13 protein-coding genes are annotated in these 12405 nt (G+C 74.3%); 8 read left to right on the plus strand and 5 right to left on the minus strand.

Annotated elements, in window-relative coordinates; translation table 11 throughout:
- Positions 1-381: 381 nt before the first annotated feature.
- The gene (locus tag ACZ6EM_RS17240) at positions 382-1038 is read right to left on the minus strand and encodes a uridine kinase family protein (protein ID WP_380630899.1); all 657 of its coding nucleotides are present in this window, start codon (positions 1036-1038) and stop codon (positions 382-384) included.
- 210 nt (positions 1039-1248) lie between these two features.
- On the opposite strand from ACZ6EM_RS17240, the gene ACZ6EM_RS17245 reads away from it, so the two are divergent.
- Positions 1249-2412 carry an acyl-CoA dehydrogenase family protein gene (locus ACZ6EM_RS17245; protein ID WP_452179713.1) on the plus strand — a complete coding sequence of 388 codons (1164 nt, stop codon included), beginning with the start codon at positions 1249-1251 and terminating at the stop codon, positions 2410-2412.
- A 113-nt stretch (positions 2413-2525) separates the two neighbouring features.
- Here the strand turns inward: ACZ6EM_RS17245 and ACZ6EM_RS17250 are convergent, their stop codons facing one another.
- A complete protein-coding gene (locus ACZ6EM_RS17250) occupies positions 2526-3047 on the minus strand; it encodes a hypothetical protein (RefSeq protein WP_401043293.1) in 522 nt (173 codons plus the stop codon).
- A 229-nt stretch (positions 3048-3276) separates the two neighbouring features.
- On the opposite strand from ACZ6EM_RS17250, the gene ACZ6EM_RS17255 reads away from it, so the two are divergent.
- The 5 genes from ACZ6EM_RS17255 (at position 3277) to fxsA (ending at position 8240) form a co-directional block, all read left to right on the plus strand.
- Positions 3277-3717 (plus strand): Lrp/AsnC family transcriptional regulator, encoded by a 441-nt coding sequence (locus ACZ6EM_RS17255; RefSeq protein ID WP_030243361.1) that lies wholly within the window; start codon positions 3277-3279, stop codon positions 3715-3717.
- A gap of 31 nt (positions 3718-3748) precedes the next feature.
- On the plus strand, positions 3749-5356 hold the full coding sequence (locus ACZ6EM_RS17260) for an amidohydrolase (protein ID WP_401043296.1): 1608 nt from the start codon (positions 3749-3751) through the stop codon (positions 5354-5356).
- 42 nt (positions 5357-5398) lie between these two features.
- A complete protein-coding gene (locus ACZ6EM_RS17265) occupies positions 5399-5851 on the plus strand; it encodes an N-acetyltransferase (protein WP_380543980.1) in 453 nt (150 codons plus the stop codon).
- 95 nt (positions 5852-5946) lie between these two features.
- Entirely contained in the window at positions 5947-7545 is a 1599-nt protein-coding gene (gene lnt, locus ACZ6EM_RS17270; protein ID WP_401043299.1) for an apolipoprotein N-acyltransferase, read from the plus strand.
- A 125-nt stretch (positions 7546-7670) separates the two neighbouring features.
- On the plus strand, positions 7671-8240 hold the full coding sequence (gene fxsA, locus ACZ6EM_RS17275) for an FxsA family membrane protein (RefSeq protein WP_401043301.1): 570 nt from the start codon (positions 7671-7673) through the stop codon (positions 8238-8240).
- 182 nt (positions 8241-8422) lie between these two features.
- Here the strand turns inward: fxsA and ACZ6EM_RS17280 are convergent, their stop codons facing one another.
- The 3 genes from ACZ6EM_RS17280 to ACZ6EM_RS17290 all read right to left on the minus strand — a co-directional run bounded on the left by ACZ6EM_RS17280 (position 8423) and on the right by ACZ6EM_RS17290 (position 11021).
- Positions 8423-8797 (minus strand): RNA polymerase-binding protein RbpA, encoded by a 375-nt coding sequence (locus tag ACZ6EM_RS17280; protein ID WP_049655293.1) that lies wholly within the window; start codon positions 8795-8797, stop codon positions 8423-8425.
- A gap of 311 nt (positions 8798-9108) precedes the next feature.
- Positions 9109-10716, minus strand: a complete 1608-nt coding sequence (locus ACZ6EM_RS17285) for an nSTAND1 domain-containing NTPase (RefSeq protein WP_465772677.1) — start codon at positions 10714-10716, stop codon at positions 9109-9111.
- 110 nt (positions 10717-10826) lie between these two features.
- Entirely contained in the window at positions 10827-11021 is a 195-nt protein-coding gene (locus ACZ6EM_RS17290) for a hypothetical protein (RefSeq protein ID WP_359827363.1), read from the minus strand.
- 397 nt (positions 11022-11418) lie between these two features.
- Here ACZ6EM_RS17290 and ACZ6EM_RS17295 point away from each other — a divergent pair, with 397 nt between their 5' ends.
- Entirely contained in the window at positions 11419-11835 is a 417-nt protein-coding gene (locus tag ACZ6EM_RS17295) for an ankyrin repeat domain-containing protein (protein WP_401043307.1), read from the plus strand.
- Positions 11836-11858: 23 nt separating this feature from the next.
- Complete coding sequence (locus tag ACZ6EM_RS17300) at positions 11859-12374, plus strand: GNAT family N-acetyltransferase (RefSeq protein WP_401043310.1); 516 nt, start codon at positions 11859-11861, stop codon at positions 12372-12374.
- Positions 12375-12405: the final 31 nt, after the last annotated feature.

Genomic DNA, 12405 nt, shown 5'->3' on the forward strand with positions numbered 1-12405 from the left:
CCAGGCGCGGTCGGCGAGCCGGTCGGGCCCGCCCGCCGTGCTGTCGGAACTGTCCACCGTCGTCACTCACGCCCCCCGCGGTGCGGCCCGGGGCTCGGCCGGCGGGTTGCCTGCGCCTAGCCTGGCCGGTGGTCGTCGACCCCCTTGCGGCGCATCTGCGCCTGCCAGGAATCGTACCGGCGCGGCGCTGATCCGGAAGGGTGCCGAACGGGGTCAAATGCGATCGCGCGAGCGGCCGTTGAGCGGCCGGGCGAAGAAACGGGCTGCCGGGGAGCGAGTTTCGGAAGGGGACCGGACGGCGTCCCCGGCTCACGGGGGAACAAGCCGGGGGCGCCGGGTCCGAGGCAACCGGAAGCTTTCGTTCCGGCGGCTGAGGAGAACCTAGATCCTGGCGATGTCGCAGGTCAAGGCGATGGTTGAAGTTTCACCGACGGTGCCCGGGGCGATCCGGCCGGTCACCCCGTCGACCCGCGTCGCGGCGTACGGACGGCTCGGATCGGCGGCGAAATGCGCCGATTCGGCCCGGGCCCAGCCCGCCCAGAACTCGGCCAGTTCCGGACCGTCCCGCTCCTCCCCGCGCCGCCGGGCCGAAGCGGCGTCCAGCTCCATCCAGATCACCCGGGCCAGCCACGGCCGCACCGCCCGCCGGCCCGCGCCGACCCCCTCGACCAGCACCACCGGGGCGGCCGGCACCGCGGCCGTGCCGGCGAAGCGGCGCAGCGTCCAGTCGTACACCCGGTACTCGGCGTCCCGCCCGGCCGCCAGCGGCTCCAGCACCTGCCCGCGCAGCCGTCCGGTCCACCCGAACGGCTCGCGGTGGGTGGCCAGGTCGTCGAGGTGGACCACCGGGGCCCCGCCGAGCGCCGCCGCCAGCCGGCCGGCGAAGGTGGTCTTGCCGGACCCCGCGTGCCCGTCCACCGCGACCAGCCGCACCGGCCCGCAGGAGGGCGGCAGTGCGCGCAGCTCCGCCGCGAGCGCGGCCGGCAGGTCGTCCGGAGCGGGCCGGAGCGGGGGCGGGAAGGGTTCGGATGCAGCCACAACGTCAACCCTACGGTGCCGTAGCCCGCCACTGCGGACAGTTCATCTGTGCAGGTCGTGACGGCAGCGCGGGTTTCGGGCATACTCGCCTTCGCCACGACTGTGAACGGCCGTTCACCGCAACCCGGTGCCGGTCGGTCCGACAAGCCGCACCCCGCCGGGTCAGCCGACACCTCGGTCCGGCGCCCGATCGAGGAGGCGACCACCGCCATGACCCCCTCCCCTGTGAAAGCCGTGGAGCGCCAGCTGCCGAGCGAGGAGGCCCGCGAGCTGCTGAGCCTCACCCGTGACCTGGTCCAGCGCGAGCTCCAGCCGCGTGCGGCGGAGGACGAGGCCGCCGACCGCTTCCCGCGCGACGTCTTCCGCACCCTCGGCGAGGCCGGCCTGCTCTCCCTCCCGTACGACGAGAAGTACGGCGGCGGCGAACAGCCCTACGAGGTGTACCTGCAGGTGCTGGAGGAGCTCGCGGCCGGCTGGCTGGCCATCGGCCTCGGCGTCAGCGTGCACACCCTCTCCTGCCACGCGCTGGCCACCTTCGGCACCGACGAGCAGCGCGACGCGTGGCTGCCCGCCATGCTCTCCGGCGAGCAGCTCGGCGCCTACTGCCTCTCCGAGCCGCAGTCCGGCTCGGACGCGGCCGCGCTGCGCACCCGCGCCGACCTCGACGGCGAGGCGTACGTGGTGAACGGCACCAAGGCCTGGATCACCCACGGCGGCCAGGCCGACTTCTACAGCGCCCTGGTGCGCACCGGCGTCGACGGACCCAAGGGCATCAGCTGCCTGCTGGTCCCCGGCACCCAGCAGGGCCTGTCCGCGGCCCCGCCGGAGCACAAGATGGGCATGCGCTCCTCGCCGACCGCGCAGCTGCACTTCGACGGCGCGCGCGTCCCGCGCGAGCGGCTGATCGGCGAGGAGGGGCAGGGCTTCCAGATCGCGCTCGCCGCGCTGGACTCCGGCCGCCTCGGCATCGCCGCCTGCGCGATAGGCGTGGCCCAGGCCGCGCTCGACCTCGCGGTCGACTACGCCCGCACCCGGCGCCAGTTCGGCCGCCCGATCGCCGAGTTCCAGGGCCTGTCCTTCATGCTCGCCGACATGGCCACCCAGATCGAGGCCGGGCGTTCGCTCTACCTGTCCGCCGCCCGGCTGCGGGACGCCGGCCGGCCGTTCTCCAAGGAGGCGGCGATGGCGAAACTGTTCTGCACCGACGCGGTGATGCGGGTGACCACCGACGCCGTCCAGGTGCTCGGCGGCTACGGCTACACCCAGGACTTCCCGGCCGAGCGCTACATGCGCGAGGCCAAGGTGCTGCAGATCGTCGAGGGCACCAACCAGATCCAGCGCCTGGTGATCGGCCGCCACCTCACCAAGGGCTGACGCCCGGGGGCCGTCCGGCGGGGGAGCCGCCGGACCGCCCCGATCCCCCCGTACGGCCTCCGGCCGTCACTCCAGGGTGCGGAGTGGCGGCCGGAGGCGTTCCCGGCGGAGCGTCAGCTCGCCTTGGCGGTGCGGCCGGTCAGCGCCGGACGACGGCGGCGCTGCTCCGGGATGGCGGCCCGCAGCGCCGCGACGGCCGGGACGGCGGGCGCCACCGGGGCGGCCTCGGGGACCGCGGCGAGCCGTACCGGGCAGTGCGCGACGGCGTGCGAGAACGGCTGGGTGCGCCAGTCCAGCCCGCTCGGAAGCTTGAACAGCGCGTCGAAGCCGGCCGGTTCGGCGTCCTCCTGGGCCTCGACCTCGACCAGGTCGTCCGTCGGCGTGCCCGAACCCGGGCAGATCGCGGGGGAGAAGGGGTTCCAGGCGGTCGGCAGCAGCGCGTGTTGCGGCAGCCGCTCCTCGTCCGCCACCAGGGCGATCGGGCGGCGGCACTCGGGGCAGTCGACCCGGAAGATGTCCCAGGTCTCCGCCTCGCCGGGGTCGGTGCCCGGCAGGTGGCCGACCGCGAGGTCCTCGCGGTCGGCCATATCGTCGGTCTCGTCGGAGCCCAGCACACGCTGGTCGGTAGCAGGCATGAGGATCCCCCTAGGATCGGGCCCGGCGTGGTCGTCCAGGGCCACAACCAGCACTTCCCTGTGATCCGGACTCATAATCCTGCGGTCCCGTGCACCGTGATGCACCGGGTGTGTCCTTGGCCACACCGGATGCCACATTCGCCCGGCATGTGCCCGCCCGGCACCTGCGAACCCGTCCTGTGCCACCGCGTGCGCCCCCCGTGCTCCCGACCGGGTAGGTTTGCGCACTGTGGAGGATCTCGACCAACGCATCGTCCAGCTGCTCCTCGAAGACGGCCGGATGAGCTACACGGACCTGGGCAAGGCCACCGGCCTGTCCACCTCGGCGGTGCACCAGCGGGTGCGCCGCCTCGAACAGCGCGGGGTGATCCGCGGCTACACCGCGATCATCGACCCCGACTCCGTCGACCTGGCGCTGACCGCGTTCATCTCGGTCAAACCCTTCGACCCGAGCGCCCCGGACGACACCCCCGAGCGGCTGGCCGGCCTGCCCGAGATCGAGGCCTGCCACAGCGTCGCCGGCGACGAGAACTACATCCTCAAGGTCCGCGTCGGCGCCCCCGGCGACCTGGAGGACCTGCTCGCGCGCATCCGCAGCGCCGCCGGTGTCTCCACCCGCACCACCGTCGTCCTGTCCACCCCGTACGAGGCACGCCCCCCGAAGCTCTGACCGCGAACCGGCGGGGTGCAGACTTGGCGGCATGACCGAACGCACCTCCCGGACCGTCCTGCTGCGCGGCGGCGCCGTCTACAGCCCCGCCGACCCCTTCGCCACCGCGATGCTCGTGGAAGGCGGGCACGTCGCCTGGGTCGGCAGCGACGGCGCCGCCGAGGCGTACGCCGCGACCGTCGACGAGATCGTCGAGCTGGACGGCGCCCTGGTCACCCCCGCCTTCGTGGACGCCCACGTGCACGCCACCGCCACCGGCCTGGCGCTCACCGGCCTCGACCTCACCGGCAGCCCCTCGCTGGCCGCCGCCCTGGCCGCCGTCACCGCCTTCGTCGACGCCCGGCCCGAGCCCGGCGGGGTGCTGATCGGCCACGGCTGGGACGAGACCGGCTGGCCCGAGGGCCGCCCGCCCACGCTCGCCGAACTCGACGCCGCCGCCCGTGGCGCCGCGCTCTACCTCTCCCGCACCGACGTGCACTCCGCGCTCGCCACCACCGCGCTGCGCACCCTCACCGAGGGCCTGGCCGAGGCGCCCGGGTTCGACCCCGAGGGCCCGCTCACCAAGAACGCCCACCACGCCGTGCGGCAGACCGCGCTGGCCCGCCTCACCCCCGAGCAGCGCCGCCGGGCCCAGCGCGCCACCCTGGCCCGCGCCGCCGAACTCGGCATCGGCGCCCTGCACGAGTGCGCCGGCCCGGAGATCTCCTCGGAGGCCGACCTGGCCGCCCTGCTGGCCCTGGCCGCCGAGGGCGAGGGGCCCGAAGTCTTCGGCTACTGGGGCGAGTTGGGCGGTGTCGAGACCGCTCGCAGGCTCGGTGCGGTGGGCGCCGGAGGCGACCTCTTCGTGGACGGCGCGCTCGGCTCGCACACCGCCTGCCTGCACGCCCCGTATGACGACGCGGAGCACACCGGCACCGCCTACCTGACCGCCGAGCAGGTCGCCGACCACGTCGCCGCCTGCACCGAGGCCGGGATCCAGGCCGGGTTCCACGCCATCGGCGACGCGGCGATCACGGCGGTCCTCGACGGCGTCCGGGAGGCCGGTGCCCGGGTCGGCGCCGCCCGGGTCAAGGCCCTGCGCCACCGCGTCGAGCACGCCGAGGCCCTGGACGACAAGGCCGTCGCCGCCTTCGCCGAACTCGGCCTGACCGCCTCCGTCCAGCCCGCCTTCGACGCCGCCTGGGGCGGCCCGGAGGGCATGTACGTGCAGCGCCTGGGCGCCGAGCGGGCGGCCGCCCTCAACCCCTTCGCCGCGCTGCTGCGGGCCGGTGTCCCGCTGGCCTTCGGCTCGGACGCCCCGGTCACCCCGCTCGACCCCTGGGGCACCGTCCGCGCGGCCGCCTTCCACCGGACCCCGGAGCACCGGATCTCGGTCCGCGCGGCCTTCACCGCCCACACCCGCGGCGGCTGGCGCGCGATCGGCCGCGACCAGGACGGCGTGCTCGTCCCCGGCGCCGTCGCCAGCTACGCGATCTGGGCGGCCGGCGAGCTGGTCGTCCAGGCCCCCGACTCCCGGGTGGCGGGCTGGTCCACCGACCCGCGCTCCGGCACCCCCGGGCTGCCCGACCTCACCCCGGGCCACCCGCTGCCGACCTGCCTGCGCACCGTGGTCCGCGGCCGCACGGTGCACCAGCGGTAAACCCCGTGGAACGTCGGGCGGGCACCGCCTAGGTTGAGCGGCATGATCGAACCGGTGCCCGCCGACTTCACCGTCCCGCGCGAGCTGCTCGCCCCGGAGTTCCGACTGGAGCCCCTGGGCGAGCGGCACAACGCCTCCGACCACGCCGCCTGGACGAGCAGCATCGACCACATCCGCGCCACCCCCGGCTGGGCCGGCCGCGGCTGGCCGCCCGCCGACGGAATGCCCCCGGAGCGCAACCTCGACGACCTGCGCCGCCACGCCGCCGACTTCGAGGCCCGCACCGGCTTCACCTACACCGTCCTGGAGCCGGACCGCGACGAGGTGATCGGCTGCGTCTACATCTACCCGGACCGCGAGGACCCCTCGGTGGTCTCGGTCAGCTCCTGGGTCCGGGCCGACCGCGCCCACCTGGACGAGCCGCTGCACCGCGCCGTCTCCGACTGGCTCACCGGGCACTGGCCGTTGCGGGATTTCCGCTACGCCCCGCGCTGACCCCGCCGTCACCCTCACCTCACGGGCCACCGACGTTCCGGGGTACCTTCTTCGCACAGCGTCCGAACAGCAAGCCCCAGGAAGATGGTGCGCCGGTGGCCACTCCCGTCACCCAGGAACGGCCCGAGGCCGTACCCGAGCCGCAGGAGCCGGCGCCCCGACCGAGCCGCGGAGCCCGCGCGCTCGCCAGGATCCGCGCCGGGCTCCCCCGCACCGGCCTCGCCGTCCTGGCCGGCCTGCTGCTGGCCCTCGCCTTCCCGCCGTACGACCTGTGGCCGCTGTCGCTGCTCGGCGTCGCCGCGCTCTCGCCGCTGACCCGGGGCCGCACCTTCCGCCAGGGCCTGTGGACCGGCTTCGCGTTCGGCCTGCCGTTCTTCCTGATGCTGCTCAGCTGGCTGCGGGTGGTCGGCTGGGACGCCACGATCGGCCTGTCCGTCGTGGAGGCGCTGTTCCTGGCCCTGCTGGGCGGCGCCCTGGCCGTCACCTCCCGGCTGCCGGGGTGGCCGCTCTGGGCGGCCTGCCTGTGGGTCACCCAGGAGTGGGCCCGCGACCGGCTGCCGCTCGGCGGCTTCCCCTGGGGCCGGCTCGCCTTCGCCAACACCGCCAGCCCGTTCACCCCGCTGGCCGCGCTGGGCGGCGCACCGCTGGTGACCTTCGCGGTCGCCCTCTGCGGCGCCCTGCTGGGCTGGGCCGCGCTGCGGGTGCGCGGGCCCGGCAGGGCCCCGAGGGCGGCCGCGCTGGCGGCGCTCGGCGCGGTGGCCGCGCTGCTGGCCGGCTACCTCGTCCCGGTGCCCACGGTCGCCGACGACACCGTCAAGGTCGCCATCGTCCAGGGCAACGTGCCCAACCCGGGCATGGACTTCCTGGGCCGCCCGATGATGGTCCTCAACAACCACGCCTCGGCCACCGAGCGGCTCGCCGCCGACATCAGGGCCGGCAAGGTCGAGCGCCCCGACATCGTGATCTGGCCGGAGAACTCCTCCGACCTCGACCCGTTCAGCGATCCGCTGGCCCGCCAGCGGATCGACCAGGCGGTCAAGGCGGTCGGGGTGCCGACCCTGGTCGGCACCCTGGTGGACGGCCCGGACGCGCAGCACGTCCAGAACGAGGGCATCGTCTGGGACCCGGTCACCGGCCCCGGCGCTTCCTACACCAAGCAGCACCCCGTCCCGTTCGGCGAGTACGTGCCCTTCCGCGCCCAGCTGATGACGGTGATCACCCGCCTCCAGCGGGTCGCCCGGGACTTCTACCCCGGCGACCACAACGGCGTGATGCAGCTCGGCCCGGCCAGGATCGGCGACGTGATCTGCTTCGAGGTCGCGTACGACGAGATCGTCCGCGACACCGTGGACAGCGGCGCCCGGGTCCTGGTCGTCCAGACCAACAACGCGACCTACGCGAAGACCGGGCAGCCCGAGCAGCAGCTGGCGATGAGCCGGCTGCGGGCCGTCGAGCACGGCCGGGCGGTGCTGATCGCCGCCACCAGCGGCATCAGCGCGGTGATCGCCCCGGACGGCAGCGTCCAGCAGCGCACCGAGGAGCTCACCGCGGCCGAGCTGTCGGCGACCGTCCCGCTGCGCGACGGCACCACCGTCGCCGACCGGGTCGGCGCCGCCCCGGAGTGGACGCTGGCCGTCGGCGGCCTGCTGGCCTGCGGCGCGGCCCTGCTGGTCGGACGGCGCCGGAAGGCGTAGGGCGCGGCACCCGAGCCCGGCCGCCGGAACACCGGCGGCGCGGGAGTCGTTGGAGCAGGTGGTGCCGTAGCCGGCCCGGACCTCCCGTGCGGCGCGCAGAGCACCGCTTGGAGTGGATTCGTACCGTGACCCAGCAAGCTACCCCCACCCGTCCGGCCCCGCGCAGCAGGCTCCGCCGGGTGCTGCCGCTGCTGATCACCGCCTGGCTGGTGCTGGAGATCTGGCTGCTGGTCCAGGTCGGCTCCTGGCTGGGCGGCTTCACCGTCGTGCTGCTGCTCGTCGCGGGCGCCCTGATCGGCGGCTCGCTGATCAAGCGGGCCGGGCTGAAGGCGCTGTCGGCGGCGATCGAGCAGAGCAAGAACCCGCAGTCCCAGCAGCCGCAGACCGGCACCAGCATGACCGTGCTGGGCGGCCTGCTGCTGATCGTCCCCGGCTTCCTGTCCGACCTGCTGGCCCTGACCCTGCTCCTCCCGCCCACCCGGGCCCTGTGGCGGGTGCTGGGCCGCCGGGTCGCGGACAAGGCGCTGCGCAGCGCCTCCGTGGCCGGCGCCGACCCGTTCGCGGACGCGATGCGGCTGCAGGAGCAGCTGCGCATCCACCGCCCGGACGGCAAGGTGATCCAGGGCGAGGTCGTGGACCCGGAGGCCGGCCCACAGGGCCCGGACACCACCTACCGCCCGCCGATCGCCGGCTGACCCGCCCGTTCCGACGGGAGCCCCCGGGGGCGCGGAGAACCCGCCCCCGGGGGCTCCTCGCGCGCACGGCACGGTCCAGCGGACGGTGCGGGGAAGGCGGGCGCGGCGCCGGACAACGCGAAAGGGACCCTGGTGACCAGGGTCCCTTTTCGCGTCCTCCCGCTCGGGGCGGGAGCGAGGTGTCAGGCGCTCTTACGGGTGTCTCGCGGGTGCACCGCGAGGTTCATCCCACCGGAGCGGAGCACGGCCAGCCGTTCGGCCAGCACCTCCTCCAACTCCTCGCGCGTCCGGCGCTCCATCAGCATGTCCCAATGGGTGCGCGTCGGCTTGATCTTCTTCTCCTCCGGCTCGTCGCCGTCGAGAAGTGCTGCCTCCTGGCCACAGAAGCGGCATTCCCAGGTCGCGGGGATCTCCGCCTCGACCGAGAAAGGAACCTCGAAACGGTGTCCGTTCTGACATGCGTACTCGACGGTCTGGCGGGGAGCCAGATCGATACCACGGTCGGTCTCGTAGCTAGTGGCCCCGAGTCGCGTGCCGCGGAGAGCTCGCTCGCTCATGAATCGTGCCTCCCGGGCTTATGGCCCACAGGACTAGTGGTCGCTGTTCTTCGTCGTTCGGTCAACGCTCGGCTTCCGACGAAGATTCCCGTCCCGGGACATGCGTCGTCTTGTAGTGCCGCCCCTGTTTGTACCCACCCGCGCCCGATTTGTCACATCTGGCCGGTGATATCACCCCAGGTGTCACCTATTTCACATCTGGTGATCGTGCGGACTTTCTGTGACGAGCGTACCGGGAGGGGATTCGGCGCCGGGCGCCGACCCCTGCCGGGAGCCGGGAACCGGCCGGGGGAGGCGGCCCGGCCGGGCCGTCAGGAGATCGGCCGTGAACGGATCATCGGCTCGCCCTTGGCCAGGTCGACCGGACGGGCCGGATCGGCCGCGGGTACCACCGGCGGGCGATCCGGGCGGGGCGGCTCGGCGGCGGCCGCCTCGGTGCGGGTGTCCCGGTGCGGCAACAGGGCGATCACCGCGTCCCGCAGCGCGGCCGGGGCCTCGTCGTCCAGCGGATCGACGGTGGCGGGCACCTGGAGCCGGAGCGGGGCGCCGTTGCCGATCCGGGCGTAGCCGCGCCCGATCGGGGCGTGGGCGGCGGGCACGATGTCCAGCGGCGCGCCGAGCGCTTCGCGCCCCTCGTCCGGGCCGGCCGGGCCGAGCACGACACGGGCCCGGGTGGTGGCGCGGACGGTGGCGGTGATCCGGTCCCGGGCCTCCAGGTCGTCGGCGACCACCACGGTGACCCGGGCGGCCCGGCCGTGCCGCAGCGGGAGCTCCAGGAGGTCCTGCGGGTCGGGGCGGCCCTCGGCCCGGGCGAGCTCGCTCAGCTCGGTCGGGTGGTCCAGCAGCAGCCACAGCGGCCGGGTGACGTCCTCGGGCGGGGCGGTTCCGGCGTGCCGGGCGGCGTTGAGCGCGGCGAGCCTGCGCTCGGTCTCGCCGACGGCCCAGTCCAGGGCGGCCAGCGCGCCGTGCAGGCTGGTCTCCACGGTGTGCACGCCGGGCCGGTTCACCAGGCAGGCGTGCTCGCCGGTGCCCGCACCGTCGACCACCACCAGGTCGCCGTACGGGAGGGCCTGGAGCGCCACCGAGCGCAGCAGGCTGGAGGTGCCGTAGCCGGTGACGCCGAGCACCAGCAGGTGCGGCTCGGCGGAACGCGGGCCGGTGCGCCAGACCACCGGCGGCTGCTGGACGGTGGTGCCGCCCCGGACGACCGGGATGGTCCGGGCGGTGCCGTCCTCGTCGGTGAAGCCCAGCACGATCTCGCCGGGGGCCGCCACGAAGCGCTGGGCGGCGATGTCGGCGGCCAGCGGGGCGAGGGCGGTGATCCGCAGCCGGTTGGACTCCTCGTCCCAGTCGAAGCGGTACTCGCGGGCCCGGCCGGCCTTGCCCTGGACGACCTGCTCGATCCGGGCCCGGGCGGCGGGCTCGGTGTCGGTGAAGTAGGCGGGGTAGGTCATCTCCAGCCGGGAGAGCCGGCCCTCGCCGTCGAAGTCCCACGCGCTGAAGGCGTTCTTGTGGCTGCCCTCGAAGTGGTACAGCGGGTTGGCGTCCTCGGGTCCGCACAGGTACGGGGTGAGCGCCGCGTAGAGGGCCGCGAGCTTGACGTCGGCGACGTCCGGGGCGGGCGGTGCGGGCGCCGCCCTGGGGGTCCGGCCGGCCCAGGCGGCGCTGGCCATCAGGGTGATCAGGGCGAACAGCAGGCCGTGCGGCAGCAGGTAGACGCCGATCAGCAGGGCGGCGGTCAGGAACAGCGTCGGCCCGCGGCGGTCCTTGGGGGTGGCCTGCCAGCGGGACTTGGCCCAGTCCGCGTGGTGGCGCAGGCCGCGGCCGATCACGGAGAGCGGGGCGAACATGTCGGAGGCGTGGTCCCCGGCGGTCCGGGCGATCGCGCGGCCCTTGGTGAGGTGGCGGTGGAGCGGCATTCCTTGACTCCCCAAACGGTGGGACGGGTGGGGTGGCGCGGGTGGGCAACGACGGGGCCCGGGGCGGTGGGATCCGCGCCCGGGCCGGTACGGAGGAGATCTGGACGCGGTCAGAACTTGATGCCGCTGAGCAGGCTGGCGAGGCTCGCGCCGCCCGCGGTGATGCTCGGTGCGATCGAGGAGCCCGCGATGTAGAAGCCGAAGAGGGCGCAGACGATGGCGTGGGAGACCTTTAGTCCGTCCCGGCGGAAGAAGAGAAAGGCGATGGTGCCGAACAGGACGATGCCGGAAATCGAGAGGATCACGTTCCGCTCCTCAGGAAGGGGGGACAAGCGGGGGTGTTACGGAAAGTGCACCAATCGTGACAAAAAGTAATAGATGATGGAACGGTGCAAATGGGTGGTTCTGCCGTCCAATACCGTTCCGGTGACCGGGTGGCGGTATGCGACCCGGCCGGGGTGGGGCCGGGTGCCGAGGGGATTCGATGTGCCGAGGCATTCCCGGGCGGAGGGCGGGAAGTTTCCGGGGGGTCCGGGAAGTTCGCTCGAATGGCTGCGCAACGCGCGCGGCCGTGTGTCGTGGCGGGCGCGGGCCGTCATCCGGATTCCGGACACCCGCTGGCCCGTTCCGGCGCCGGCCGCTACCGTGCCCTGGGCGCAGCCCCGAGACCGCCCGACGACCCGACCGGAAAGGCCGCCCGCCATGACCGACGCCGCCAGCCAGCAGCCCGCCGACGCCCCCGACGCCGAGGTGATCGCGCTCGCCGGGAAGCTCTTCGACGCCGCCCGGGCCGGGGAGACCGAGACCCTGTCCGCCTACCTGGACGCCGGTGCCCCGGCCGACCTCACCAACGGCCGCGGCGACACCCTGGTGATGCTCGCCGCCTACCACGGCCACGCCGCGACGGTGGCGGAGCTGCTCCGGTACGGCGCCGACCCGAACCGCGCCAACGACCACGGACAGACCCCGCTGGCCGGGGCCGTCTTCAAGGGCGCCACGGACGTGCTCGACGTCCTGCTGGCCGGCGGCGCCGACCCGCAGGCAGGCGCCCCGAGCGCCGTGGACACCGCCCGGATGTTCGGCAAGGACGACCTGGTCGCCCGGTTCGAGGCCCGCTGAGCGGGGATCGTAGGCTTTTCGGCATGAGCACCAGCACCGCCCGGGACACCGGCACCGTCGAGTTCCGCATCACCGGCTACGCCCACCCCGACGCCCAGGCCCTGTCGGCCGAGGTGCAGCAGGAGTACGTGCGCCGCTACGGCGACCCGGACGAGACCGTCATGCGCCCCGAGGACTTCGAGGCGCCGGCCGGCCTGTTCATGATCGCCTACCTGGACGGCCGTCCGGTCGCCTGCGGCGGCTGGCGGGCCAAGCAGGCTGGCCCGGACGGCCTGCGCGACGGCGACGCGGAGCTGAAGCGGATGTTCGTGATCCCCGCGGCCCGCGGCCGCGGCCTGGCCCGCGCGGTGCTGGACCGCCTGGAGCGGACCGCGATCGAGGCCGGGCGGACCCGCTTCATCCTGGAGACCGGCACCGAGCAGCCCGAGGCCGTCGCGCTGTACCGGTCCGAGGGCTACGACGCGATCCGGAAGTTCGGCATCTACAAGGAGCACGCGCAGAGCATCTGCCTCGGCAAGGAGCTGGCCGCGGCGGTCTGAGCGACCGCTGCGCGGGGAAGGCTCCCGTCGG

The organism is Kitasatospora sp. NPDC041917 (assembly GCF_055589745.1).